The sequence below is a fragment of the Bacteroides togonis genome, from assembly GCF_900130135.1.
In the GTDB taxonomy this organism is placed as follows: domain Bacteria; phylum Bacteroidota; class Bacteroidia; order Bacteroidales; family Bacteroidaceae; genus Bacteroides; species Bacteroides pullorum.
In genome coordinates, this window is the sequence record NZ_LT670820.1 from 1,498,549 (window position 1) to 1,525,427 (window position 26,879).

Annotated in this window: 20 protein-coding genes; 17 read left to right on the forward strand and 3 right to left on the reverse strand. The window is 37.2% G+C overall.

Translation table 11 applies throughout. The features are described 5' to 3' along the window. The first annotated feature begins 18 nt into the window (after positions 1-18). The 5 genes from traN to BQ8005_RS06580 are packed head-to-tail and all read left to right on the forward strand — an operon-like array spanning position 19 to position 4,778. Complete coding sequence (gene traN / locus BQ8005_RS06560; RefSeq protein ID WP_075317497.1) at positions 19-876, forward strand: conjugative transposon protein TraN; 858 nt, start codon at positions 19-21, stop codon at positions 874-876. 3 nt (positions 877-879) lie between these two features. Beyond that, on the forward strand, positions 880-1,395 hold the full coding sequence (locus BQ8005_RS06565; protein WP_075317498.1) for a hypothetical protein: 516 nt from the start codon (positions 880-882) through the stop codon (positions 1,393-1,395). 5 nt (positions 1,396-1,400) lie between these two features. Next, the gene (locus BQ8005_RS06570) at positions 1,401-2,048 is read left to right on the forward strand and encodes an Lcl C-terminal domain-containing protein (protein ID WP_018667732.1); all 648 of its coding nucleotides are present in this window, start codon (positions 1,401-1,403) and stop codon (positions 2,046-2,048) included. Positions 2,049-2,064: 16 nt separating this feature from the next. Further along, the gene (locus BQ8005_RS06575; protein WP_075317499.1) at positions 2,065-4,251 is read left to right on the forward strand and encodes a type IV secretory system conjugative DNA transfer family protein; all 2,187 of its coding nucleotides are present in this window, start codon (positions 2,065-2,067) and stop codon (positions 4,249-4,251) included. Next, on the forward strand, positions 4,248-4,778 hold the full coding sequence (locus tag BQ8005_RS06580; RefSeq protein ID WP_075317500.1) for a glycoside hydrolase family protein: 531 nt from the start codon (positions 4,248-4,250) through the stop codon (positions 4,776-4,778). Before BQ8005_RS06575 ends, BQ8005_RS06580 begins: the two co-directional genes overlap by 4 nt. Positions 4,779-4,852: 74 nt before the next feature. On the opposite strand, the gene BQ8005_RS06585 is transcribed toward BQ8005_RS06580, so the two are convergent. Beyond that, a complete protein-coding gene (locus BQ8005_RS06585; protein ID WP_075317501.1) occupies positions 4,853-5,359 on the reverse strand; it encodes a hypothetical protein in 507 nt (168 codons plus the stop codon). Between the two features lie 206 nt (positions 5,360-5,565). Between BQ8005_RS06585 and BQ8005_RS06590 the strand changes: the two genes are divergently transcribed. The 12 genes from BQ8005_RS06590 (at position 5,566) to BQ8005_RS06645 (ending at position 25,168) form a co-directional block, all read left to right on the forward strand. Then, entirely contained in the window at positions 5,566-5,778 is a 213-nt protein-coding gene (locus BQ8005_RS06590; protein ID WP_075317502.1) for a helix-turn-helix transcriptional regulator, read from the forward strand. Positions 5,779-5,842: 64 nt separating this feature from the next. Continuing rightward, on the forward strand, positions 5,843-7,855 hold the full coding sequence (gene mads2, locus BQ8005_RS06595; protein WP_075317503.1) for a methylation-associated defense system DNA methyltransferase MAD2: 2,013 nt from the start codon (positions 5,843-5,845) through the stop codon (positions 7,853-7,855). Continuing rightward, positions 7,852-9,273, forward strand: coding sequence for a methylation-associated defense system restriction endonuclease subunit S MAD5 (gene mads5 / locus BQ8005_RS06600; RefSeq protein ID WP_075317504.1), 1,422 nt, complete (start codon positions 7,852-7,854; stop codon positions 9,271-9,273). The genes mads2 and mads5 overlap by 4 nt, the downstream gene beginning before the upstream one ends. A 65-nt stretch (positions 9,274-9,338) precedes the next feature. Further along, entirely contained in the window at positions 9,339-10,652 is a 1,314-nt protein-coding gene (locus BQ8005_RS17030; protein WP_083610512.1) for a CpXC domain-containing protein, read from the forward strand. A gap of 9 nt (positions 10,653-10,661) precedes the next feature. Next, a complete protein-coding gene (gene mads6 / locus BQ8005_RS06610) occupies positions 10,662-14,813 on the forward strand; it encodes a methylation-associated defense system protein kinase MAD6 (protein ID WP_075317505.1) in 4,152 nt (1,383 codons plus the stop codon). A 9-nt stretch (positions 14,814-14,822) separates the two neighbouring features. Continuing rightward, complete coding sequence (gene mads7, locus BQ8005_RS06615) at positions 14,823-16,394, forward strand: methylation-associated defense system protein MAD7 (protein ID WP_075319001.1); 1,572 nt, start codon at positions 14,823-14,825, stop codon at positions 16,392-16,394. An 11-nt stretch (positions 16,395-16,405) separates the two neighbouring features. Next, complete coding sequence (gene mads8 / locus BQ8005_RS17515) at positions 16,406-21,853, forward strand: methylation-associated defense system ATP-binding protein MAD8 (RefSeq protein ID WP_075317506.1); 5,448 nt, start codon at positions 16,406-16,408, stop codon at positions 21,851-21,853. Next, positions 21,853-22,515 carry a PP2C family protein-serine/threonine phosphatase gene (locus BQ8005_RS06625; RefSeq protein ID WP_075317507.1) on the forward strand — a complete coding sequence of 221 codons (663 nt, stop codon included), beginning with the start codon at positions 21,853-21,855 and terminating at the stop codon, positions 22,513-22,515. Before mads8 ends, BQ8005_RS06625 begins: the two co-directional genes overlap by 1 nt. After that, the gene (locus BQ8005_RS06630; RefSeq protein ID WP_075317508.1) at positions 22,512-23,144 is read left to right on the forward strand and encodes a hypothetical protein; all 633 of its coding nucleotides are present in this window, start codon (positions 22,512-22,514) and stop codon (positions 23,142-23,144) included. Before BQ8005_RS06625 ends, BQ8005_RS06630 begins: the two co-directional genes overlap by 4 nt. 5 nt (positions 23,145-23,149) lie before the next feature. Beyond that, a complete protein-coding gene (locus BQ8005_RS17035; protein ID WP_083610514.1) occupies positions 23,150-23,701 on the forward strand; it encodes a hypothetical protein in 552 nt (183 codons plus the stop codon). A 174-nt stretch (positions 23,702-23,875) separates the two neighbouring features. Then, positions 23,876-24,265: a hypothetical protein gene (locus tag BQ8005_RS06640; protein WP_075317509.1), complete on the forward strand. Its 390-nt coding sequence runs from the start codon at positions 23,876-23,878 to the stop codon at positions 24,263-24,265. Between the two features lie 114 nt (positions 24,266-24,379). Then, on the forward strand, positions 24,380-25,168 hold the full coding sequence (locus BQ8005_RS06645) for an agmatine deiminase family protein (protein ID WP_159436220.1): 789 nt from the start codon (positions 24,380-24,382) through the stop codon (positions 25,166-25,168). Positions 25,169-25,226: 58 nt separating this feature from the next. Here the strand turns inward: BQ8005_RS06645 and BQ8005_RS06650 are convergent, their stop codons facing one another. Next, on the reverse strand, positions 25,227-25,868 hold the full coding sequence (locus BQ8005_RS06650) for a hypothetical protein (protein WP_159436221.1): 642 nt from the start codon (positions 25,866-25,868) through the stop codon (positions 25,227-25,229). Positions 25,869-25,987: 119 nt separating this feature from the next. Next, on the reverse strand, positions 25,988-26,629 hold the full coding sequence (locus tag BQ8005_RS06655; protein ID WP_075317512.1) for a M23 family metallopeptidase: 642 nt from the start codon (positions 26,627-26,629) through the stop codon (positions 25,988-25,990). Positions 26,630-26,879: the final 250 nt, after the last annotated feature.

Below are 26,879 nucleotides of genomic sequence, written 5' to 3' on the forward strand. Positions count from 1 at the left end.
TTTAAACACATAGATATTATGAAACTGAAGACTTTTAAAAGAATCGGCGCATTGGCGGTATGTGTTTTGGCAACCCTCCCCTCTATGGCTCAGCAGACGTATCAGGAAATCGAACAGCTCACCGTTAATGAGAATGTGACAACTGTTATCACAGCCACAGAACCAGTACGCTTTGTCGACATCTCCACTGATGCCGTTGTTGGAGACCAGCCCATCAACAATACCATCCGTCTTAAACCTAAAGAAGGAGCTAACATACATGCCGATGGAGATATTCTTGCCATTGTGACGATTGTAACAGAACGCTATCGTACACAATATGCACTCATCTATACTACACGTATGCAGGAGGCAGTGTCTGACAAACAAATCCAGCCGGCAGAGAAAATTCCATACCACAACCCGGCAGTCTCAATGAGTACAGAAGAGATGACTAGATATGCCAGAACGATATGGAACTCCCCTGCGAGAATACGTAATGTGAGTACCAGACAGCATCGTATGACTATGCGGTTGAATAACATCTACTCAGTTGGTGAATATTTCTTTCTGGATTTCAGCATAGAGAACCGCACCAACATACGGTTTGACATCGATGAGTTGCGCATCAAGCTAAACGACAAGAAAATATCCAAGGCAACCAACGCACAGATGATAGAGTTGACTCCGGTCTTGGCACTCGAAACGGCCCAAAGTTTCAAGCATGGATACAGAAATGTCATAGTTCTGAAGAAGATGACCTTCCCCAATGACAAAGTCCTGACTATTGAACTTTCTGAGAAACAAATCAGTGGCCGAACCATCAGCCTTGACATCGATTATGAAGATGTGCTGTATGCGGACTCTTTCAACTCATGTCTAATGATGGAGGAATAAGCCATGAAGAAAATCATCTTATCATTGATAATGGTACTCAGTTGTACCATTTCTTCATTTGCACAAAGTCACAGTGACCGTTTATCCTTGGGAGTTGGTGCACTTTATGAACGTGGGCTGGATGCTACCATCGCATGGGAACATGAAACACGTCACCATAACGCTTGGGAGTATTTCATCAACGGCTACATTAAATGGGACGAATGTGCTTCATGTGGTCATATCTGTCCTAATTCATTTTGGAACAACTATCGGACATGGGGAATTGGAATCGCATACAAACCTTGTTTAGTCAGAGGACGTAACCATTACGGGAATCTGCGCATAGGAGCTTCTGGAGGCAGTGACACAGATAAATTCATTGCCGGTATTCATGCCGGTTACGAGCATAATTTATCACTCCGTCATGGCTGGGGACTGTATATTCAGGCCAAATGCGACCTTATCGTCCCTGACCGTAAGGATTTGTTCCGAACTGGTATAGTAATAGGATTTAAAATACCCACATCAAAAAGATAAAGAAGATGAAGATATTTCACACCATTTGTGCCGCTTTCATGGCGGCAACCATAGCATCATGTGATGCACATCAGGACTCTCCGGATACCTCAATGAAGATTGGAGACATCCTGTGTACCGATGGAAAGGTCGTCAGATATGAGGAAATGAAAGCACAGGAAAAGACACCCATAGCCGTGGTTTTCTATGTCAATCAAAAAGAGGATATTGAAGGTACTGGATATGCAGTCTATCTGAAAGATATAGAGCCTTGCGCCTACTCTGATAGTATTGGAATAAAGCATGATACTTCCGCAGACCTGGCAGCCTTCGATGGGAACAGCAATACCCATGCCATGTATTCTACCTATACTTCGCCTGCAGCCGAAGCTGTTTTTGACATGTGGCAATATGGACAGAGCGCCTACATCCCTTCCGTTGCTCAGCTATACCTGTTGTATGAAGTAAGAAATAAGATTAATGAATATATCCGTAAATGTGGTGGAGATGAGATACAGGACAATCCTGATGAATGCTGGTACTGGACATCAACAGAAGTAAAGGAGCAGGAAACCGATAAAGCATGGTTGTTCTCACTTGCCTCTGGAGCCATTCAGGAAACGCCGAAAACACAAGCACATAAAATCAGACCAATCATCACATTATACAATTGATTAAAGAACCGCTTGAATGGAAGAAACTAAAGAACTACAGACCACGTATAAAATATTCCGCTACTTGATTTATCTGTCACTGATAGTGGAATTTTTCGAGTATGCCATTAATCCTGAGCTACTGGATTATTGGGGTGGCATCCTGTGCGATATTCATGACCGTATAAAACGGTGGTATATCTATCAGGACGGCAACCTTATATGGAGTAAAATAGCCACCTTTATACTTATCTGCATCACCTGTATAGGAACACGTAATAAGAAGCATCTGGAATTTGATGCTCGTCATCAGGTATTCTACCCATTATTTGGTGGACTCGTTGTATTGATATTGTCTATTTGGCTTTACGGCCAGAGTATGGGTATGAAATTCTATACGATCAGTTTGAACTACTGGTTGTATATGGTTGCGTCAATCATTGGCACCATATGTATACATGTAGCCCTTGATAATATATCCAAGTTCTTAAAGGAAGGGCTTCTTAAAGACCGTTTTAATTTCGAGAATGAGTCTTTTGAACAATGCCAGGAGTTGCAGGAAAACAAGTACAGTGTCAACATCCCTATGCGCTATTATTATAAGGGAAAATTCCGTAAAGGATGGGTGAACATTGTCAATCCCTTCCGTGGTACGTGGGTTGTCGGTACGCCGGGGTCAGGTAAGACGTTCTCAATTATCGAGCCATTCATACGGCAGCATAGTGCAAAAGGTTTTGCCATGGTTGTGTACGATTATAAGTTTCCGACACTCGCTCAGAAATTATACTATCATTATAAGATAAACCAAAAAGCTGGGAAAGTTCCCAAGGACTGTAAGTTCAATATCATCAACTTTGTGGATGTAGGGTATTCCAGACGTGTCAATCCTATCCAACAGAAGTATATCGGAAACCTTGCTGCTGCCAGCGAAACCGCTGAAACCCTGTTGGAATCACTGCAGAAAGGAAAGAAAGAAGGTGGTGGAGGTAGCGACCAGTTCTTCCAGACTTCTGCCGTGAACTTCCTCGCTGCGTGCATCTATTTCTTTGTCAATTATAAGAAAGTACCTTACGACAAGGACGGCCATCCCCTCGTTGCAGAGATGACCACAGAGCCGAAGACGCACCGCCCCAAGCCTACAGGCCGAGTATTTGACAAGACAGGCAAGGAAGTGGAACCTGAATATTGGTTAGGGAAATACAGCGACATGCCTCATATCCTATCCTTCCTGAACCAAGACTATCAGACCATCTTTGAGGTATTGGAGACTGACCCTGAAGTAGCTCCCCTATTGGGGCCGTTCCAGACAGCCATGAAGAACAAGGCGATGGAACAGTTGGAAGGTATGATTGGTACGCTGCGTGTCTATACATCCCGGCTGGCCACCAAGGAATCCTATTGGATATTTCATAAGGATGGAGATGACTTTGACTTGAAGGTGTCTGATCCGAAGAATCCTAGCTATCTGTTAATAGCCAATGACCCGGAGATGGAAAGCATTATCGGTGCATTGAATGCGCTGATTCTGAACCGTCTCGTAACCCGTGTGAATACCGGTCAAGGTAAGAATATTCCTGTGAGCATCATCGTGGATGAGTTGCCTACACTCTATTTTCACAAAATAGACAGACTGATTGGTACCGCCCGAAGTAACAAGGTCAGTGTTACACTGGGTTTTCAGGAATTGCCGCAGCTCGAATCCGATTATGGGAAAGTGGGTATGCAGAAAGTTATCACAACAGTGGGTAACGTAGTCAGTGGCTCAGCAAGAGCAAAAGAGACTTTGGAGTGGCTTTCTAACGACATCTTCGGTAAGATTGTCCAGCTAAAAAAAGGTGTGACTATTGACCGTGACAAGACCTCCATCAATCTCAATGAGAATATGGACAGCCTTGTTCCGGCAAGTAAAATTTCAGATATGCCCACCGGATGGATTTGTGGCCAGTCTGCCCGTGATTTTATCAAGACCAAGACAGGACGTGGCGATAGCATGAACATTCAGGAGTCTGCCGAATTTCAAACATCCAAGTTTTATTGCAAGACTGATTTCGACATGAAGAAGATTGCCGAAGAGGAAGCTAACTACAAGAATTATCAGATACCAAAGTTCTACACCTTCCCTTCAAAGGATGCCAAGGAACGTATTCTGTACCAGAACTTCGTGAGTGTCAATCTTGATGTCAAGAACATGATTGATGAGATAACAAAATTTAAAGTAAAATGAGTTTCAGGATAATAGCAGCTTTTGTCATATTCATATTTGGTATGAGAGTTAATGGCCAGACGGTAACGCCGTCTGAGCCACTCTCTAAAACCCTAACAATTTTCGACCTTCCACCTTTTGAAAGAGCAGTCTGTTGCATCAGGTTCTATGAGGGACTACATCGAAAAAAAGATTATCCTTACGTTGGATATGGACATCGGCTACGACCCGGAGAAAGGTATTCATCCGAGATGACTGCCTCTGAAGCAGAAGCTCTTCTCCGTAAAGACCTCAAAGAGCTATGTTCCTTGTTTCGTCCCTATGGTAAAGATTCACTTTTGCTCGCAGCGTTAGCTTATAATATTGGAGTTTTCAAGCTTTTAGGATTAGACGGTAAATACCCAAAGAGTATAATCCTTAAAAAACTTGATTCAGGAGACAGAAATATAAAAAATGACTATGTGCAGTATTGCCACTGGCGTGGAAAGAAGATTGCTTCCATAGAGCGACGGCGATATGCTGAATTTTTATTGTTATTCGATTCATGAATATATAATACCACTGGAAAATGCCTCAGTATCTTTCCAGTGGAATTTATATTTAGTACACATGACAGTTAGGTTTATTTCCCATTACTATATTCATGTATAACAGCTTTCTGAGCCTCATTCAAGGCATCCCATTGTGTTCCCCCAGGAGTTAACACCATTCCTATTATCGCCTTTCTGGTTTCTTTCGGCAAAGACTTCCATTGTTCTTTTTCCTTATCAGAGAATGCTCCTGGCACTAACATATTCAAAACATCCAAAGCTGTAAGTTCATTATCAGTTGCTTCTGACAACGACTTCTTCACCTCTCTTTTCGTCGCACAGGTATCAACGGATAAAGCCAAACCGGTAGTGTCATTTGATACTGACACTCCACAAAATCCAAACATCTTAGCAAGCAAGTCTTTGGAGATAGTAAATTGAGCATTTCCCCTTTTGCTTTTGTTTGCCCTGCTTTTGGATAGAGAATTGTGAACCATCGTCTGCGTCTTAGGCAAAGCCATACGAACCTGTGACTGAGCACAAATTCGAGGGATGGCCACAAACATTGCCAATACTGATATGATTAAATACCTACTCATATAAATTCTTTAATTTAATCTACAAATTTACAAAGAATTAGCTTAAATGAATTATATCAGTCACAATAATTCAAGCATTTTCAAACCTTAGTTATGCTCTAAATTGATAAAAAAGCCATTTTCTTGTCTCAAAAGCGATATTTTTTCTAAATCAGAAATGTATTTGCGAGAAAAACATTAGTTTTGTATATTATAATCATAGCATTATGGAGAATAAAGATCTGAATCGTTTAAAAGTGGTGCTTGCGGAGAAGAAACGAACGAATAAGTGGCTTGCAGAACAACTCGGGAAAGACCCTGCTACTGTTTCAAAATGGTGTACAAACTCAGCACAGCCCAACTTGGAGAATCTCATAGAGATTGCAAAATGTTTAGAAGTAGATGTTAATGAACTTCTAAGAATGGACCAACATGGATGAGAAATAATTCATACGAATTCAAAAGAACATAGTACTTTTACTAATTTGAAAAGAAATAACCAATATGGCGGAGGAGATAAAAGATGAGATCGTTCTGAACGATGATGAACTGATCTGTGTCCTAACCGGGAACAAGAAAAAAGCAAGTGCTAAGGAACTGATGCTTCAATCAGTAATCCTTCAAATGAATGAAGAATATGGATTTGAAATGTCTGACATGAAACGTGATTTTACGTTTTCTTTCCAAGACGAAGAAGATAAGCGTAAACGTGTCACTGTTGATCTTGCCATATTTCGTGCAGGTGCTACCAAAGAACCTGAAAATCTTGAACGCATTTGTATTGTTTGCGATACCAAAGTGAAAGCTGCCGATTCCAAGAAAGGTGTTGAAAGCACATTGAATTATGCCCTACGTGCATCTTCCTGTGATTTCGGATTATGGACAAATGGTGATGAGCTTCATTTTAGCCAAAGAACAGAAGATGCGGTCGGCAATGAAAAGATTGTCGATATTACAGACTTTCCTGGTGTTGATGAGTCCATTGAAGACATGGAACGTAGAGGGGATCGTTCCCAACCTCGTAAGCCAGCAAACGATTCATTAATTAGGACATTCAAGCGATGCCATGATTATCTATATGGAAATGAAGGACGAAAGAAGGACGCTTTTTGGGAACTACTAAATCTCATTTTTTGTAAAATCTATGACGAAAAGCGCAGATATCTATGTGCAGAACGCAATGAGTCTTATCATCGTCAATTCTGGGTCGGTGTAAAGGAAAGAAATACCCCAGAAGGTCAAAAAGCAGTAGCAAAGCGTATAAAATCTATCTTTGAGCAGTTGAAAACTGATGCTATATTCAAGGAAGTCTTTGCTGGGAATGAACAAATTTCATTATCAGACAATGGAATAGCATATGTAGCGTCCGAAATTTCAAAATACTCTTTCCTTGATGCAACTGTTGATGTAAAGGGTACTGCATATGAGACTATTGTCAGTAACACGCTAAAACAAGAGGCCGGTCAGTTCTTTACTCCTCGAAACGTAATAAAGTGTATGGTGGAGATTATTAATCCTACCATTAATTCTCGTGTTCTTGATCCAGCATGTGGATCTGGAGGCTTCATCGTTATGGTACTTGATCATGTACGTAAGCAGATAACCAAGAATATGTATCCTGAATTGGAAGGGGTATTACTCGAAACTAAGTCAAATTCTGATGCTGTTAATGAAAAGGTAAGACAGTATGCAGAAAATATGATTTTTGGATTTGATTTCGACCCTGATTTAAAGAAAGCCGCTAAAATGAATATGGTTATGGCTGGAGATGGTCATTCAAACATATACAATATCAACTCTTTGGAATACCCCAATGGTACTTTACCTGATGTAAATAAAGTCAGTGAATCTGTCGCCAATAGCGTAAAACATAAAGGTGATATCGAAGATTGTGACAATTCATATTCTTTGGAAAATGCTTTGGGTAAATTTGACTGTATCTTCACCAATCCTCCTTTCGGCTCAAAAGTAGAGGTCGCTTCTACTATTGCAGAAAACTACGAACTGAAAGCTTTTACTGCACCTGAAGTTCTATTTATTGAGCAATGTTATAATTTTTTGAAGCCAGGAGGGAAAATGGGAATAGTATTACCAGATGGAATACTCGGTAATCCTAATATGGAGTCCGTTCGCAAATGGATATTAGAACACTTCAAACTATTAGCAAGTATAGACCTGCCAGTGGAAACCTTCCTTCCACAAGTTGGAGTACAAGCCTCTTTGCTATTCCTTCAAAAAAAGACTGCAATAGAACGTTTAGTTGACCCTGATAGCGAAATTTATAATGTATTTATGGCTATTGCCGAAAAAGTTGGCAAAGATCGAAGGGGCAATGTAATTTATGAACGAGATGATGACGGAGCAGAAATCCTTTTTGTTGAAAATAAAGAATGGGTAAGTTATAACCATAATGGAGAACTGATCGCACGTCACCGCACTGAACGTGTTAAGCATGTAGATGATGACTTACCAAAAATAAGTGCAGCATATAAAAAATATTTGGAGGGACTATTATGAAATGTGGTACTATTACTTTGCACAAAAATATAGCAGTATCTAATAGGATTGACCCTTCATATCATTTAAGTGACGCTATAAGATTTAGAGGTATACAAGACAAACTTCCTTATGGAAATGTCCTCATTAAAAATGTTGTTGAAAAAGTTTTTATAGGCAATATTTTTTCTCGAATCTTTGTTAAAGATAAAGAACATGGAGTTCCATATCTTTCAGCGTCAGATACAGTTCTTGCTGATTTAGATACAAATCGTTTTTTATCAAACAAACAATCAGAAGAATTGAATTACTTGAAACTTCATAAGAATTGGATATTGATTACTTGTTCTGGAACTATAGGAAATGTAATATTCACAAATTCAGCATTTGAAGGTAGAATAGCGACTCATGATTTGATTCGTATCATTCCTGATGATAGTAAAATGTTGAAAGGGATTGTATTTGCCTATTTATCATCAAAATATGGTTATTGCCAATTAACACAATCAAAATTTGGTGGTGTGGTAAAACATATTAATATAGATCATGTATATAATATAGCTATACCGTCTTTTCCTACACCTTTTCAAGAAGAAGTGAGTAATTTGGTTGAAGAAGCCTCAAAATTAAGAGAAGATGCAACAGTAATGTTAAAAACAGCAAGAAAGTATCTAAAAAACAAGGCTGAGCTAAGAGACTTATCAACTGAGGATTATGATTATTTTGGGCCACAATCTAATGACCGTGAAGTATCATGTTTTATCAGAAGTATTAAAGACATAAATACAACTACAATAAATGCATTTAATCACTCAGAAAGAATAAGGACAAAAGTTCTACCGAGACTCAAAAAGTGTAAAACAATAAGTTTATATGAAGCTCTTGATGCTAACAAGTTGCAATCACCCATAGGTGTATCCGTTAAGGAACTAAAAGAAGGTCACGGAATCATGTTGATTAACCAATCAGATATATTTAATCAACATATTCAAGGTAAATGGGTTGTTAATAGGCCTCAATATAAAAAATATCTACTTCGTAAAGGTGAAATTTTGATAGCAAAAATCGGCACCTTGGGTGAGAATGAAACATTTTGCAGATGTATGTATGTCGGAGATGAACTAAATGGACAACTTGTTTCAAGCGCCTTTTATAGAATGTCTCCTGCAGAAGGCATTCCATCAGGATATTTATATGCATGGCTTAGTAGTGATTATGGATTTCGTCTAATTCGTTCTACACAATATGGGACAAAACAATGTTATCCTAATCCGAAGTTATTATATACATTACCTGTTCCAATTCTTGAAAAAGAAGATATGGATGCTATCCACACTATGGTCTGCGAGGCTTATTCAAAACAATATGAAGCCAATTCTAAAGAAAAAAAAGCGATAAAATTAGTCGAAAATGAAATAGATAGTTGGAGTAAGAATTAAAAGAAAACGTGCGAGACTGATATATGATAAAGTATGATAGTAGTCATATATTAAATGAATGAATTATGTCAGAAGTTAAAAAAGAAACAATAATCTGTCCACATTGCCAAGCTAAAGGCAAAATGGATATTTGGAACTCAGTGAATGTTGATCTTGACCCGAAACTTAGGGAAAAGATCTTCAACGAAGAGCTGTTCCTATACCATTGTCCTAATTGCGGAGAGACAACAGGAGTTCCATATGGCACTCTATATCATGACATGACTCATCATTTCATGTTATTCTTTGATTTTTTCATACCAGATGACTATGAACCTATTGTCATTCATCCTCTTGCGGAAGATTCTGACATTGAGTTCAAGACCGAAGTGGATGATAATTTCCCATGGAAAGGAATAGAAGGAAGGGTATGTGATGGGTGTATCTTCGCTAATACGATCATAGGAAAAGGAGACGGCTGCGAAAAACTGGCGAAAGATGAATTTCGTGAAAATTATATCAAAGGATACTGTCTCCATTATAGAGGTCCGGAAGATAACGAGTCCGAATTTGAACGTAGAGAAAGGGAAAAAGCCGAAGCGGTAAAAGAGAAAGAAGAAAAATCTTCAAACGTATATGCCTTACAGCTCATAAAAGAATTTATAAGCGAAAAACTTAATGGAGACATTGACAAATTGCGAGAATATAATTTGTCAAACTTACGAGATGACAGCAAATACGGTGGCTGTGATATTCCAAGATCCAATATAGTAAAAGCTATTATGTCTGTAGTCTTCTCTGATGTATGGCCAGACCTGAATGTAGAGACCATGGAGCATTATAAGTATTGGTGCAATACGATGAATCAAACTTTGAATCTGTTTGGCTCAAACATTATGGATGAATATTTCAAAGGTATGGAAAAGTTTAATCCTTCAGCTGAACAGACACAAAGGGCTATACACGTTGCACATATTGCATATTCCATTGGAAATATATGGGTACTTCCCAACAAGGCTACGTTTGATGAGCTTAGATCAGGTCCCAAGTACCGTGGATATATGGATAAGTTTCTGCAAGGAATCTACAATGTACTTACCGGTCAAAAGGAACTTGACAAAGCCCTTCAGGGCATACTTTATAGAAACAGGAAGTTAATGGTTGATTACGAAGGAGAAGAGGGATTTAAGAAATTGATAACGAATCTGATGCTAGAGGATTATGTCAACAGCGAAAGTAAACCTAAAGACCTATTCATGTTTATATGGAGTTCAATGAAAGGACTTGAACGCGATGAATATTTCAAAGCTTTTGATATGTTTTGCTCTTTCTGCGAAGAAGCAATCCCCAAAAGGGCAAACCGAATAATAGAGAAACTTAAAGTGTTGATAAATAGATAATAAGTATATATGGCTAAAATTTGTGTACCCAAATTTTCTGGAGGCCCTGTTAATGCAGGAGAAGAAAGACTCCTTAAGTTTTTGGAACTAAAGCTACCTGATAGCTTTTATCTTGTTCCGAATGGAGAATACCCAAGTATGAATGCACAGGGTGCAGTTCAATATTGGGAGTATGATTGCATTGTAATTGCCCCTCATGCTATCTATGCTATAGAGAACAAAGACTATAAGGGACGAATAGAAGCAAATGACACTTCTTGGTTTATAAATGATACAGAGAAGCCAAATCCAATAAAGTCAGCGACTTTTAAGAGTAAATTATTGGCGAGCTATTTGAAGAAGAAGGATCATCGCTTTGGCTTGGCATGGGTTGATGCAATAGTCACTCTTAGCTCTCTTGGGCAAAACAAGTCAGGCTTTGAGAAAGGAGCATATTGCGATAATAAAACATTTCTTTTGAATGACGAACTTGTGAACTATTTGATGGATTATGACCGTCTTCACAAGTCAGCAAACGCAATCAGCCATCTTCAATTGCCAATTATGGAATATCTTGTAGGCAGTAGTGAATCTCAAAAGAAGAAGAAAACAGAGGTCTGTAATTATATTATAGAAGAAATTCTAGAGGCAAACGATGACTATGTAGAATACATGTGTCATAGCAAGTTCTTGCAAGATAAGAAACACAAGGTTCGCGATTATGCTCTCGATAAAGAAGGACTGTCTCCTATACAGCTCGACAGGCACAACAAGTTGGTACATAACGCAGAGATGAGTGAAGAGCTATTACCAGCCTCTCCTCTTATTATCAAAAGCCGTTGCCAGACCAGTGAGGATGGGAATCATTACTATGTTATTACCGATTATCTGGAAGAACATTCATTGCGCAGTGCCATGCAAAGGAATACCTTTACAGATAAAGATAAAATTATGATTATCCTCGACTTGGGTAAGGCTCTTGCGCTGGCTCATGAAAATGGTATTATTCATAGAAATGTGTGTCCGGAGAATGTATATATTCAGGTTGACAGACATGCTGCTTTAGCCAACTTTGGCCTATCATATAATGTGCTGCATGAGCCTGACAAGCAAAATATATCTTTAAGTCTGGATGCGTTCGATCGTGATCCATATACATCAGAGGATGTAATAATTGGAGATTATTCGCCATCTTCAGATGTTTACTCTTTTGGAGTTATTGTCTATGAGCTTATGGTTGGCGAATTACCATTCTCAAATTACTTGCAACTTAAAGCAAAGGGAGGCTCATTGACTGAAGACATGATGCCGAGCAAACGGAACCCGAATGTTGATCCTTGGGTTGACATTGTATGTAGTAGAATTATAGTAGAAGATGCAAGCCATCGATGGTCTAATATTGAGGAAATCTGTGACTATATTTTTGAAGAGGCTATTGAGAAAAAATACGGTCAACAGGAAAAACATCCTGAAGCCAAAGACTGGAGTGAATTAAAAAATGGAGATATGATAACTCCTGAGATATCACTATACAAGGAGTTGGGTGAAGGTGGATTCTCAAAGGTCTTTCAAGCTATTCATACTCTTCAGCCCGGGGCAATGTTTGCTGTCAAAATATTCAAGGAAGGAGTTAGTCCACAATCTACAATAGATGAATTTAACGCACTAAAGGATGTTAGTCATCCGAATATTGTCCGTTTTAAATTTAATGGTATAACCTACGGTGGATTATTCTACACCTTAATGGAGTTTATCAACGGTAAGGATATAAGAGAATACTGCCTTGGAGATAAGTATTTTACTCTTCCAATAATATATAAGTTCATTCATGAGATGGCTTCAGCTCTCGTATATCTTCATGCCAGGAAACTCAGACATCGTGATATCAAACCTGAGAACATTATCTTTGAGAAAAGTGGAAAGTTTGTTCTGATAGACTTCAACATCGCTACAAGTAATGTTCATGATCTTGACAAAGTTGGAACATGGCCGTATTTAGCACCTGATTTAATGAATGGGCAGACCATGCAATGGGAAGATAGTGCAGATACATTTGCGTTGGGTATAACATTATATGAGTTATTGACACACAGCTATCCTTGGCCCGGCAAAAGAATACCTGTCTTAGATAAGATACCAACAGATATTGTGTCGTTAAATTCTTTAATAAGCCCAGACTTTGGAGCATTCGTCATGAAGGCTATCAATACACGACATGAAAATCGTTTCAAGACAGCAAAAGAGATGTTGGAATCTTTAGAGGCCATTGGAGAATCTGGAATAGCTAAGAAAACAGAAGTCGCTGTCCTTGACTATAACGGACAAGAGCTGCAAATAGTTGATTATATCAATAGCCTTTATAGCCAAAGCCAAGGAGGAAATGCTGGAACACGTGCAGGATGGAAAGGCAATAACATATTGGATAAAGAGACATATACAAAGACAAAGTTAGATACCGACCTACTTTCTGCAATTAAGGAAGGAAAATATCGTCTTCTGATTATTACAGGAAATGCCGGTGACGGTAAAACGGCATTCATACGTCAGGTAGAACAATGTAGCGATGAGATTGAGTATTTTGACGATACTCATAATGGAGCCCGTATTCTCTTGAATGGAATTGTATATCAGACTAATTATGATGGTTCTCAGGATGAAAAAAATATGAAGAACAGCGATGTTCTAACTGATTTTTTCAAACCATTTGAAGGATTATATGACAATTTCAATCAAGCATCAGAAGGCCGCATTATTGCTATCAATGAAGGTAGATTAATGGACTTCCTTGAAGGATCTCCCGAACATAAATTCCTCTATGATGCTATTGATGAATACTTTTATAAAGGTGGAATCGCCAAACTTCCTGATGGCGTAATGATTATCAATTTGAATCTACGTTCAGTAACAGCAAAGGACAATAATGGCAACTCATTACTACGTAAACAAATCAAGGCTTTGACGTCTCCTCATCTGTGGAGCAAATGTAGAACTTGTCCATTAGCGAGTAAATGTTTTATTAACTTTAACGTTAGCTCTTTTAATGATTCTGCTGTAGGAAACGAAATTATCACTCGTCTCGAGTGGATTGTAAGAACCATAGTGTATAAACGAGAAGTTCACATTACTATGCGAGACTTGCGCTCCATGATAGCATGGATGCTGACTCGCGATTATACTTGTGACCAAATACCAGCCCTCATTCAAAGAGAAGAAGACATAAAATCCAAACTTGAAGAAGTTTCAGACGCTTCTGCAAAGGCTGTATTACAGCAAGAATACGAACAGATACGCCTTGAAGAGTGGCTTAGGTTATATTTTAATGTTACGGCGCCTGAAAGTGCTTATTTCCATCATTTACGATCTGAGGATAGAATCATTAAATTGTTGCGAGAAACAGATATTGCAAATGTTGCCATTCCAGATAAGGATAGAGATTTGTATTATCGTGACAAAAATGAACTTGATTATTTGGCTTTTGCCTCTCGTTCTACGACATCATTGTTAGATGAATTCAATTCATTGCTAACAATAAAGCCAAGTTATGACATGTCTCCTAAGGAGATAGAGTTCTTAAAGATACGTCATCAAACTTTTATCAGACACCAATACTTTGAGGGGAAAGTCGATTACATGCAACGGATGCCGTATCAATCCATTAAAGATTTTTATACTATTCTAAATAGTAACGATACTAATTGGTTAGCTGAGAAAAAGCGTTTAGCTTATGCAATCTCTTGCAGTGAAGGATGTTGGAATCCGGGAATTTCAACTCAGCACCTGCTCCTATCTTCTTCAAGAGTAAATGATCCAAGTGGAAAGAGCTATCGAAGATTCTCGCTTGAAGACTTTGACTTGATGGTAGATACAAATGAACGCCTTACAGAGTTTCTTGAACATGAACATGATAATTTTATATTCAGGTACAAAAAGAACCATTCTGTTCAACTTACAGTGTCACTTGATTTGTATGAGATGTTGTACTATATCAAGAACGGATTTAGTCCGTCAATAAGCGATCTCAGAGGACGCTTTATTGAGTTACAGGTCTTTAAGAACCTACTTGCAAGCGAAACCTACACTGAGGTCATTGTGACGAACAATGAAAAATCTTATTACAAGATTTCTTTAGATAGAAAAACTATGCAACTGATAGTTGAACCATTAAAAAAAGAGGAGGAATAAGCCATGCAAATGCCTATTATTGACAAAGAAGAAAAAGCCTTCCGCGATCCATATATATTTGCTTCAGATGTAAAAGCTATTACAATTGACAATGTTTTAGTAAATCTATTCATGCTCATGCGTAATAATGGAGCACGTATCAAGCTAATGTTAAAATCTGGAAAATTTCATGACATTAGATCGCTAAAGGAATATTTCATGATTTTAGAAAAGGAGCATTGTGTATCTGGCTATTCTGATAATCAAGAAGCTATTGAAAGTTGGCTTAGAAGTAGCCTTGTGAACATGGTGTATCGTGGCAAGGCGAAAGAAAATGTCGCATCTATGCGCCCACTACATTTGGAAAGCTACAGAATAAGGAACATTAAACACACAAAAGATTATAATTCTGCAGATCAGTTATTTATCATGTTAAGTCAGCGTCCAGAAGTTATGAAAGCTCTCAAAGATTATCTTTCAATCGGTTGGGACAATTCCAGCCGAAAATTGGTGGATAATTCGACTTTAGATGTTGATACTGCTGGTATTCTTCATTTAATTAAACTTATTGATATTGATACAAAAGCATCATCGTCTCAAATAGTTATTAAACCACTATTAGAAAAGCAGTCCAATCTTTTCTGTGATGACATAATGCGTCTTTTGGCATATCAACATAGTATTCCACGTTCAGTATTTATTGACTACCTGCGGATACTGGTTGGATTTCATCTGTCTCTGTATTTCCAAAAGCTCATATACCTGTTGCCTAAAATGGTTAAGGAAGGAATAGTTGATGTTGTGGATGATTGGAGTCAGGTGGTAGATTTGACGGATAAGCTTGAAAGCGGCGTTGCTCCTATAGCATGTGCAGATATGGATAAAACATTTAATGGGTTAATTGATTATATCAAAGCCTCATACTCCATAAAAGTTATGCGACGAATAGTGACTCCTCACGCTTCTGTAGCAACAGCTCTTTCAATGATAAAGAATCCAGCTCTTGAAATCAACGCTGATATAAATGCCAATCTACGTAATATATTCAATAAATATTATGCTAATGTAAAAACGGCAGAAGAACAGCAGGAAGCAGAACAAAATGTAAAGGAACTGCAAGAATATCTTCAATTTGAAGAGACTCCTCTTGATAAATATGTACAATGTTTAATGAAAGTTGGTGCTGCGTATCAATTAAGGTATTCACGAGATTTCATTGATAAAGCTTCTATGAAAAATGAAGCGTCAGCATTCATCATAGATGGAAGAAGCCGTAAACATAGAAGACGTGGAGCTATTGGATCAAAATTATTAGAAGTATTGGTACAATTGCTAGTCATCGACCAAACTCCTTCAGGAGGCTTAGAATCAAGACCACTAAGTATTCGCCAACTTGCAAAAGAAATACGGGACAGATATGGTTTAATAATTGATGGCACAGATGAACCTCGATTTAAGGACGCCGACATTAAGACACATCTGGCATTCAAAGAAAACATGAACGCACTCAAGAACAAATTGCGGCAAATTGGTTTCTACACGGATTTAAGTGATGCTTCTTCTTTACAGAAGATTCGTCCGAGGTATAAGTTCAACCATTAATAAAAGAAACAATGAATATAATAAAAGCATACTACGATCATATCCTTGACATATTCATGGAGGTATATGGCAAAAGCATAGAATCTGCGCAACCAGGTAATTGCATGAAAGTCACAAGTCTGTCTTTAGACATATTACGTGACTTGTATACCCGTTTGTCTCTGCTTAACACCGAAACTCTATTCTATATACTTACAGAAGATCCCGGTATGACGGGAGCAGAGTATATAACGCCTACTAAGTTGATTGAGCTCCGGAATGATTTAACAAAATCCATTTTAGTGCTCATACCTGTTAATAGCTCAACATCGGCTGAGGACTCTTATGGTAATGCTACGTTTAGGGAGCTAAGCATTTCAGACTTTGATGAAATACTATATAAGAAACTTCAAACACAATTATCTGGCAAACAAGCTATAAAAGAGGCATTAAATTACGCAGGAAAAGATCTTGACTGTACACTGCAGGATAAGATTAAATACCTGCTGTATGTTATCTTAAATGGGGGAACAGATGAAGCAATTGGAAACGGGTTATATTTACTAAACCTGCTTCCTGACTCCTCTTTAGTTTCAAAAAAAGAGTATATTCCTCAGTTTCTTGTCAAAAACGATGAGTGTATATCTGTAATGGCTGATTATTCAATGGCTATTGCAGATAGAATTAGTGCAATTCCTGTAAAACCAGGAACAATTCAACAAGAGGCAGCAAAATTTTTGCGTGAGAATAACTCACTAATTAACAGAAAGGACTTATGCGCACAAGTTTTGGAGAACTATCCTCAGTTAAATTTTTCTAATTGGTATAGCTATCTAAAGAACATTACTGAATTAGGTGTACTACATGTAACAAAAGTTGAATTAGGTGGTAAAGTCTTTCACCTTGACGGCGAAGACATAAAACTTAAAATGGAACCGAGTAAAGGAGCCAAAGTCAAGCTACGAATCTACTTCTCCCCCAAGCCCAGTGCTTATACCGAACTAAAGAAAGTAAAGATTGCCATCATGAATGGCGATGGCTTCTATAAAGAGACTGATGTTGTAACAAAAAAAATATCAGAAAACAACAAGGATTATCGTGACATAACTTTTTCACTGAATAACGCCTTTGAGAACGGAACATATTTTTTCCATGTATATGCAGAAAACAATGACGGTACTGAACTGAATGTATCAGACGTGTTCAGGGATGAAGCTATTCAACAAGAATGGGAAAAGGTTAAAACAAGCGGTAATATAAGTAAGGAAGAGTTTCAACAACAGACCAGACGACTGCTGACCTCTGACAGTGACACGTTCTTCTTGCAAGTCGTAAACGCTACGGATGAGCCGGAGGAAACAGGTACTCGTATGAAAATAAACAATGTCCTTCAAGCTTATTTCCGCTATCGTATAGAACTCAATCGAAAAGGACAGGAACTTACTACTCCTCAAAGACAAGCAATAAATGACAAATCAGGGAAAACATCTGACGATGAATATAAAAGTTGGCAGTTTGCAACGCATATAAAAACATTTCAATTACGATATGATACAAACAACAACTATCAGATTCCACTTTCAATCAAGCTTCTTGAATTGGAAGAGACGATTCTAAAAAACAGCAAAAAGCTGGGTTATATAGATGCTATAATATCAGATAACTATACAGATGAGACTCTCAAATCAATAATTCTGAGAGAAATAGATGATTTGCAAATACCTGAATCTCTTATTGAGAAAAGAGTGTCTTTATTTGAAAGTATTCTTAATTCAGCACCAGACAGGACTGGAGTAATTGAGACTTACGAAGTATTTAACCACATCGGCGACATAAAGGAGTATATTCATGAATATCATGCATGGCTAAAATCTCTTGAAGAAAAGAATATAAGTCAGTCATTAGCTGTTCTCATACAAAGTATTGATACGGTTTCTCTTCAAATAGAGATGCCAGATGACAGAATTGCTCATACAAAACTGCTGACACCTCTACATCCTATCAGACTGGGATGGTTAGTCAATATATATGAGCAATATGAAGAATGGGAAACCAAAACTGCAGAAGATTCTCGCTACAGAAAGCCTGATGTTTGGTATAAGAAGTTGGATAACTTGTTCTATGGAGATTTACTTCAGGATGTTGCTCCATTAGTTATGCGCGACATTCATAATGAGGACTATCTCCAATATGTTGGTGAACTATGTTTTGGTTGGGGATTCTATGTTAATCCTCAGCAGTCAGGTGATGATACCTTCTCTACAGGATTTCGCCAGCTAAAAGCATATGTGTCCCAATTACTTAATATTGGTGTTCAGTATCGTATAGATTCTGATGTAAACAAGCAGATGGTTTATCGTCTGATTTGGAAGTATATAACACAGCATCCTTACACAAACAAGCTTATTATCAATATATTCAATGCCGGCGATGCAGCTGTTTTCGCTGACAACCTTGTTATGCTTGAACGTGATACCGCAAATACGCCTTTTGATATTCATTACGAAATCAGAATGTTTTGCGATGATAAGCGCTTTCCACAAGGAGAAGCATTAAGAGACTTATTGAATCCGGATACACAAGTTTCAGAAGAAGCAGAGAATTTTTCTCAGGCAGATGATAACAGGCTATTCCCGAAATTGCGTTTCTCGGTCAATAGCGTGGATGAATTTACCAATGACCCTAATAAATATCCTGCTCATCTTTCTTTCTTGGTAAATCCATTCCCGACAAAAGCATCGCTTAAACGCTCAAACACACGGCAACAGTCATTTTTCTTAAATGGCGTTATCACCCGTCCGATAATTCAAGTAGAAAAAGCGGAAAAGGGTTACATGTGGCATAGATATATCTCTGAAGCACCATTAGCAAATCCTGTGTCAAATTTTTCTAATGAAACTCAGGAACTTTTTTCAACTCTTCAGTGGATAGTTGCAAACTCTATGACTACAGATCATGAAGCATCTGTACCATCACTTACGCTTAGCATCAAAGATAAAAACTCCATCCTACTGTCATATGTGCATGATATTAGTGACTGGGTAATAACTTTTGATAAAAACATGGGACCGGAATTCTATGATATTCCATGCAGAGAAGGTGAAACTCCGTATCTTTTAGATTACCTTCCAAGTGTGGAGTTAAATGGTATTTCATCATTCCTGACTTGCAGACCGACATCAGAAATAGAAGGATTATTAGTGCCTCATTTTAAAAACTTTGGTATAAACTTGAGTGATAAAGAGTCATTTTTTGAACTTTTAGCTGATATTCGTTCTGTTTCAAGTAGTATGATAATGCAACTTGGGAGCACCAGGAACAAGGCTTTTGAAGTGTTGGGTACAACCTTGATGAAACGAATGTTACGAAAAAAAGATCTTCTTTCTGATTCATTTATAATTCCTATAGATCTTCACCAGGAGTTATTCCGAGATATGGATGCAGAATCACACGAGCGTGCAGATAACCTATTAGTTGATTTCCATACAAATAAAAGAGAGATTGTTTTCACAGTAATTGAAATCAAATGTCGTCAAATCTTATCTGATGATGAGCTTTCAGCATTACAGGAAAAAATGCGTCACCAAATAGACAACACTATTTTAGCTCTAAGAAAACGTTTTGACATTGATTTTCAAACTCCAGATCGACTGGACCGGGAGCTGATGACACTTGAATTGCAGTCTCTGCTCATGTTTTATTCAAAACGTGCAGCAAGGTATCAATATCTCAATGAAGAAACAGCAGATGAATATGAGAAGTTTATCCTTTCTTTGATTCAAGGAAATTACACAATCAGATTCAAGAGGCTCGGATTAATATATCAATTCGGTAGTACGGAATATCAACGGAAAGATGACATGAATGAGATATTATACTATATCATGGGGAAGCCTATGATTGAGCGTATTCTCGATAAAGACATGTCCGTCAAGACAATTGATCTGGAAATGATGAATGCTGATTACGATTTCCGCACTGCCTTTGAGACATCAGATCGATTGATGCGCGAAGAATCTTTTAAAATAAGTCATAACGATGAAGAATTACCACCCATAGAGACAGAAAATGTAGAGTCTTCTAAAGAATCACAAGAAGATATTATTGATCCTTCTGAACATGAGGAAGTAAAAGATGAACCTGATTCCGAAGAAGATCCAGTTAATGAAAATTCTTCTGATTCGGAAGAAATAGACTCTGACAGTAACGAAAAAGGACAAGGAAACAATGTAAAGACAACTTCAAAAGAAGGAGAGAAAACTGATTATAAGGCACCAAGCTACGATATTCTTATCGGTAAGACTAGCGGAAGTGAACAATATGGTATTCTTGGTGAAAGTATTAATGGTCACAAGAAAATTGCCATTGATCTGAGTGAGACGAATACGATAAGTCTTTTTGGTGTTCAAGGTGGAGGTAAAAGCTATACAATCGGAACTATCACTGAGATGACCCTAAAGCAGTTCCCCAATATAAACCTCTTGCCGGCACCTATGGCCAGTGTCATCTTCCACTACAGCGAAAGCATGGATTATGCGCCTGAATTTACCTCGATGATTTATCCAAATGACGAAGCTGGTCAGTTGAAGAAGCTTAAGGATATTTATGGAGCAGAGCCTGATAATATTAATGATGTCATTATGCTTTGTCCTATTGACAAATTAGAGGAAAGGCAGGAAGAGTATCCTTCAATAGAAATTCATCCTATTGCATTCCATTCTACAGACTTAAATGTTCAAGATTGGATGTTCCTACTGAAAGCTGTTGGAAATGAGTCCACTTATATAAATCAGCTTCGTGCTATAATGAGAGCTAACCGAAAAAATCTCAACCTTAATAGCTTAAAGCAGAGTGTTGATGCGTCTCCATTACTTTCTGCTTCACAAAAAGCATTAGCACAACAACGTTTATCTTTTGCTGAAGAATATATTGATGATAGTCGAAAACTTGGTTCTTTACTCCGTCCAGGTCGCTTGATTATTGTGGATTTGAGAGATGAGTTTATTGACAAAGATGATGCCCTTGGCCTTTTCGTAATAATGTTGAATATATTCGCTGGTGTTAAGGAATATCAAGGAATAAGATTCAATAAATTCATTGTTTTTGATGAAGCTCATAAATACATGGACAACAAGGACTTGACAAGTACTATTGTCACTGCTATACGAGAAATGAGACATAAAGGAGTGTCAATGATGATAGCAAGTCAGGATCCAATGAGCCTACCAACAGAGATAATTGAACTTTCGTCGATAATGCTGATGCACAAGTTCAATAGCCCTCAATGGGTTAAACATGTACAAAAATCTATAACCCAACTACAAACATTATCATCTTCAGATATGGCTACATTAATGCCTGGAGAAGCTTATTTATGGGCAACTAAATCTACTGACAAAGGAGTAACGAGCCGTCCTATGAAAATAAGTACAAGGCCAAGAGTGACCAAACATGGAGGTGATACAATTAAAGCCGTATAATGAAAGTAATTAAATATAGTAATATAGGATGTCGTGAAATAAATCAAGACTGTCTCGCATCATTGTCGTTCGATCATGATAAAAGTATTCATATTGTAGCAGATGGTATAGGTGGATATGACTGTGGAGAGATAGCTTCAAAGATAGTATGTGAAAGTTATATTCATGGATTAGTCAATAATCTGTCTATAGATGAAGTGACTAAGGAGGTTTCAAGAGATATTCAAACAGAATGCAGGAACTTAGGTGTCTCCAAGATGGGAAGCACTGTTGCTGCTGTATTCCTGAACGGCTTACAAGCTTCAATTTTTTGGGCTGGAGATTCAAGAGTTTATGTCTATAGGGATAAAAATCTTTTATATAAAACAGAAGATCACTCATTATTGAATGATTTAAGCCGTGTAAGAGAACTCACTTTTGACGAAAAAAAACGGTACAAGCATATAATAACACGCTCTATCATGGGTAATGATGATGACAAGGTTGATCATGACAAACTCGATTTATGCTTAGGGGACGAAATTCTAATATGTACGGATGGCATGTATAATGAATGTCCTATTGATTATTTAATGGAATCAATCCGCATGGATAAACTTGACATAGAGAAACAAAATGATAGTTTTACTGATAATCACTCATTTATATACATATTGTTATGAGAATTGAATGTGACAAAGTCATAACCATAGATAATTTTGAGGAAAAGTATTCTATGTGGCAAGGACGAACACTGACCGTCATGGGAGAATACATAAAAGTTAGTCAGCCAGGTATACATTCTCGCTATTTTGACACAATATATTTGTTCGAAAGCACCGGAATTATGACTGGTTTTAAGTATGATGGAGTCTTACCAGAATGTTATATCTCAACCCAAGACGGTTTTGAGTCAGATTGTTATGTCGATGCAGCACCATACTTATTTCAAGATAAAGATAGGATATTCGCAGTCGTAAAACGTAGCTATAGAAATGTCGATCTTCGCAAACAAGTTATTGGATTGACAATAATCGACACAAGCAATTTGATGCCTCTTGATGAACGATACACATGGCCAATGTGGGAAAGTATTGAATCTATACATAATGGTGCAGTGCTTATCAAAAAAGGTGACTACTCTTATGGACTATCAAGCATTGATAAATTCCCCGCATGTAATCTTGTAAGAAACGCCTATTTAATCAAACAAGATATCAATGAAGAAAACGTTTATCTTGTTTATGGTTCAAGTATGGCAGCAGATATGAAACGGATAGATTTTACAAAGAAACTAATTAAAATCAAGTAGATATTATGATTCTAAACAGTCTGATAATTGATGCAATAAAGAAAAAGTCAGGACTATGTTTTGACAAGGCAAAGGACTATGATATCTTATGTGATAAAATATTTTCATCAACAAATAGAACAATAGGCGTTAATACTATTAAGCGGCTAATGGGATATATAGTAGATGACCGAAAAACGAATGAATATACATTGAATACTGTAGCAATGTATATGGGGTTTCAGTGTTGGAATGACATGTATGGAGCTTTTCGTTTAGATAGTGAGTGGAATTATTCTGATGATACATTATATGTTCAAGATTTACATTTAGGCTCTACTATCAAGATTAAGTACTTGAATCGCACGATTATATTTCAAGTTATCACATTTAAAGGGATTCAGGCTCTTAAAGTAATTGAAGCAACCAATAGTAGTTTGAAAGTAGATGACATTCTATTTGTAGAACATTTAAGAAGAGGAGAAATTCTCGAATCAAAAGTTGTCTACAGAGGAGACAAAATAGGTAACTATCGTACTAATGGTGAAATTTTGGAGATGGAAGTTATTAATGAGTAGGTATTATTTCTTGTCAAGTGAGGAAAAGAAAAAAATAACGAGTTATGACAGATGCGTTTAAAAAAACAAGTAGTGGACAAATATAAAGGAAGCATCATCTTTTGCTGTTTCTTAAAGGAAGATGCAAAAATTATGAAAGACTTATAAAATGTTTCATCTTTCACACTTAAAATTATGGTTAAAATCAATTTAGATAATTTTAAAAACTCTGACGGAAGTGTATTCGTTTATCGGCCTAAAGTGTTCTTTGATAATTTGTGTTTTGAATATACCGAAAAGACTGTAGATGAGAAATTAGAAATTCTATCAGAATTAGTTATTAATGGTCTGGATCTTGTTTCTGAAATTGAAAAATATATGGAAAATCGTTCACCTGTCACCATAACATCCTTAAAGGATACATTAGCATACTATTTCTTGTACCTTAGAGGTGAAGATCCATATTCTACTGGATTCCATGGATTAGACGAATTTTCAGAACCCCAATTAGCTGCCATGCTCCAAGAATCATTAGAAGCGCATTACAATGATATATGCTTCAAAAATAGCATTAATATATTGTAAACCAATTACATGTATAATATGATACAAGATAAAGATACTAATTTCGTTTACATATCGAACAAGTTGAGTCTTTGGAAAAACTATAGTACGTTTTGCAATGAATTGATGTCAGTCATGGATGAATTGAAAATTCCTTATGGAAAAATCTATGATGCAAAAGATATTTGGGCAAGAGATTTCATGCCTATTCAGATAGAAGAAAATGTTTTCTTAAAATACCAATATGCACCGGATTACCTAGTCAAAATTGAAAAGAGAAAGTCATACATAACAGATTGTACGGAAGCGTGTCGAAAATTAGGCATACAATATCGAGAGACTGACATAGTAATTGATGGAGGTAATGTTGTACTATGTGGTGATAATGTTATTATGACCGATAAAGTTTTTGCAGAAAACAACAGGGATAAAAATGATGTAGACTTTCTCAAACAATTAGAAAACACTTTCGGGCATAAGGTAATTATTATACCATGGCACGCTACTGGAGCATTAGATGATGAAGAAGCTGATGTTTATGGACATGCAGATGGTTTTATAAAATACTGTGGAGGGAATCGTATTCTCATGGGCAATCATCGTGATTCTGATGAAGAAGAAGCTATTATGATTCGCCAAGTACTTGAAGAAAACGGTTATGTAGTAACTGAGATGTTATTTACAGTACAAGAGCCCAGATACGACTTAAATTGGGCATATATCAATTTCCTTCAAGTCGGTAACAACATTATATTACCGAAGTTTGGCATCAATGAAGATGAACAGGCAAAACGTTTTATACAAACAGCGTTTCCCTATTGTCGAGTACGACAAATAGACTGTAATGCAATTGCGAAAGATGGAGGAGCATTACATTGCATAACATGGAATATCTTCAACCCTGATTCTACTCCTATGAAGTAACAAAATTATATGGTAATGGCTACCGGGCGGGAGAACTATCCCTGCGGCAGCCATTTTATCATTTTGCTTCATTTGTTAGTTCATCAATATTGAATGTAAATGTATAATCATTCTGTACATTCTCAATCATAATCGGCATCATGATTGTCAGTTTCTTGCCAACTAATGCAGGCGCCTCAGAATTAAATGCTTCAGGCGTTTTATAGACACAAGGAACCAGATAACTTTCTCTCCATCCTCCATATTGACCCGAGATATAATATACATTATCTGTAGGTAATAGAATATCACTTATACTTGCTCCTTTAGGTATTGTAGTGGAAGGCTGAGAAGAATTTCTATCAATATACTTTACTCCAGAATGCATTACTCGTCCAACCTGCCCTTTTACATCAACATAGCTGACATCATCCCAATTAATTTTTAAAGTATGTCCGGATTTGTTCTTTAACGTGAAATTAAATTTTTTCAAACCGACGTACCAAATTATATCAATATAATCGTCTTCGTAACGATATTTATTGACGCCCTCTTCATTGAAACTTACTACTTTTGTTTCACCGAATTGCTGCTTTGAATCTGCCGGACTTTCAACTTCAGATAGTCCAATTGAGTAACTGGCCACATAACTCTTAAATGTGCCGCAAGAAGTGAACGGTAATACACCTGCGAGTAGAAATAGCATTCTTAAATTTCTCATGTTCATGATTGTATTATATTATGTTTTGCTGCAATATTGCGACCACAAAAGTATATTGTTTTATTGGAGATGACGAAGAAATTAAAAACATGGACAAAGATGGACGAAACTGACATGATTTACGATTCTGTTGCTAACATAAGAACACAAGACCATCGAATAGACGTTATATAATCCAATAAGAATTGTGGGTCTATATATTCACCATTTTTTTTAAGTGTTATATGAAGATGTTCTCCTGTACTGCGACCAGTACTTCCTGTAATCCCAACAGTATCCCCTGCCTTGACTGTCTGGCCTTGATAAGCAAAAGTGCGTGAAAGGTGGCAGTAGCTTACTGTAAAACTACCGTGCTTGAGTGTTACATATTTACCTGAGACCCTATCCTGTCCGACCTTCACCACTTCACCGGCCAACATTGCAAAAACTCTTGAACTCCTTGCATGAAGATCCAAGCCATTATGGAATTTACGTTTCCCAGAAAAAGGGTCTTTCCGGTAGCCGTATGATGAATTGATTTTTATGTTAGACAACGGATAGCTAACGCTCATAAAACGTGCTTTCAGTTCTATTATAGAATCATTCTTCAAAGAATCATTCAATATCAAACTGTCCACAAGAGAAGGATTTATCTCTTGCGGATTTTTTGTTTTGTTTGCTGGGTGATTATACAAACGTCCAACCGTATTAAACTGAGCTTTTATTGTAGTACCTGACATCAACGACAGAAGCACCATCATGAGTATATTTCTAATATTCATGAGGCAAAATTACATATCTCCATTACCATGAATTAAAACTCATATACTTCAAGTGATTTTTCTAACTTTATTTATGCTAATAGTATGATTTTAATCGATAAATCATACTTCTTTCATAATGATATATAAAACATAAGGTATGATATACCCATTCTTCTGATTCTCTAATCACACCTTTTATTTTTGTTTCTGAATTAACTATTAATAAAGTACTTCATAAGAAAATGAAATACTGTTATAGCAGAAATAA

Bases quoted from the DNA above. Each gene is read 5' to 3' on its own strand.
- BQ8005_RS06570 (WP_018667732.1), top strand. From the start codon at position 1,401: ATGAAGATATTTCACACCATTTGTGCCGCTTTCATGGCGGCAACCATA.
- BQ8005_RS06645 (WP_159436220.1), top strand. From the start codon at position 24,380: ATGGATGAATTGAAAATTCCTTATGGAAAAATCTATGATGCAAAAGAT.
- traN (WP_075317497.1), top strand. From the start codon at position 19: ATGAAACTGAAGACTTTTAAAAGAATCGGCGCATTGGCGGTATGTGTT.
- mads5 (WP_075317504.1), top strand. From the start codon at position 7,852: ATGAAATGTGGTACTATTACTTTGCACAAAAATATAGCAGTATCTAAT.
- mads2 (WP_075317503.1), top strand. From the start codon at position 5,843: ATGGCGGAGGAGATAAAAGATGAGATCGTTCTGAACGATGATGAACTG.
- BQ8005_RS06590 (WP_075317502.1), top strand. From the start codon at position 5,566: ATGGAGAATAAAGATCTGAATCGTTTAAAAGTGGTGCTTGCGGAGAAG.
- BQ8005_RS17035 (WP_083610514.1), top strand. From the start codon at position 23,150: ATGATTCTAAACAGTCTGATAATTGATGCAATAAAGAAAAAGTCAGGA.
- BQ8005_RS06650 (WP_159436221.1), bottom strand. From the start codon at position 25,868: ATGAGAAATTTAAGAATGCTATTTCTACTCGCAGGTGTATTACCGTTC.
- BQ8005_RS06640 (WP_075317509.1), top strand. From the start codon at position 23,876: ATGGTTAAAATCAATTTAGATAATTTTAAAAACTCTGACGGAAGTGTA.
- mads6 (WP_075317505.1), top strand. From the start codon at position 10,662: ATGGCTAAAATTTGTGTACCCAAATTTTCTGGAGGCCCTGTTAATGCA.
- mads7 (WP_075319001.1), top strand. From the start codon at position 14,823: ATGCCTATTATTGACAAAGAAGAAAAAGCCTTCCGCGATCCATATATA.
- BQ8005_RS06575 (WP_075317499.1), top strand. From the start codon at position 2,065: ATGGAAGAAACTAAAGAACTACAGACCACGTATAAAATATTCCGCTAC.
- BQ8005_RS06580 (WP_075317500.1), top strand. From the start codon at position 4,248: ATGAGTTTCAGGATAATAGCAGCTTTTGTCATATTCATATTTGGTATG.
- BQ8005_RS06565 (WP_075317498.1), top strand. From the start codon at position 880: ATGAAGAAAATCATCTTATCATTGATAATGGTACTCAGTTGTACCATT.
- BQ8005_RS06630 (WP_075317508.1), top strand. From the start codon at position 22,512: ATGAGAATTGAATGTGACAAAGTCATAACCATAGATAATTTTGAGGAA.
- BQ8005_RS06585 (WP_075317501.1), bottom strand. From the start codon at position 5,359: ATGAGTAGGTATTTAATCATATCAGTATTGGCAATGTTTGTGGCCATC.
- BQ8005_RS06655 (WP_075317512.1), bottom strand. From the start codon at position 26,629: ATGAATATTAGAAATATACTCATGATGGTGCTTCTGTCGTTGATGTCA.
- BQ8005_RS06625 (WP_075317507.1), top strand. From the start codon at position 21,853: ATGAAAGTAATTAAATATAGTAATATAGGATGTCGTGAAATAAATCAA.
- BQ8005_RS17030 (WP_083610512.1), top strand. From the start codon at position 9,339: ATGTCAGAAGTTAAAAAAGAAACAATAATCTGTCCACATTGCCAAGCT.
- mads8 (WP_075317506.1), top strand. From the start codon at position 16,406: ATGAATATAATAAAAGCATACTACGATCATATCCTTGACATATTCATG.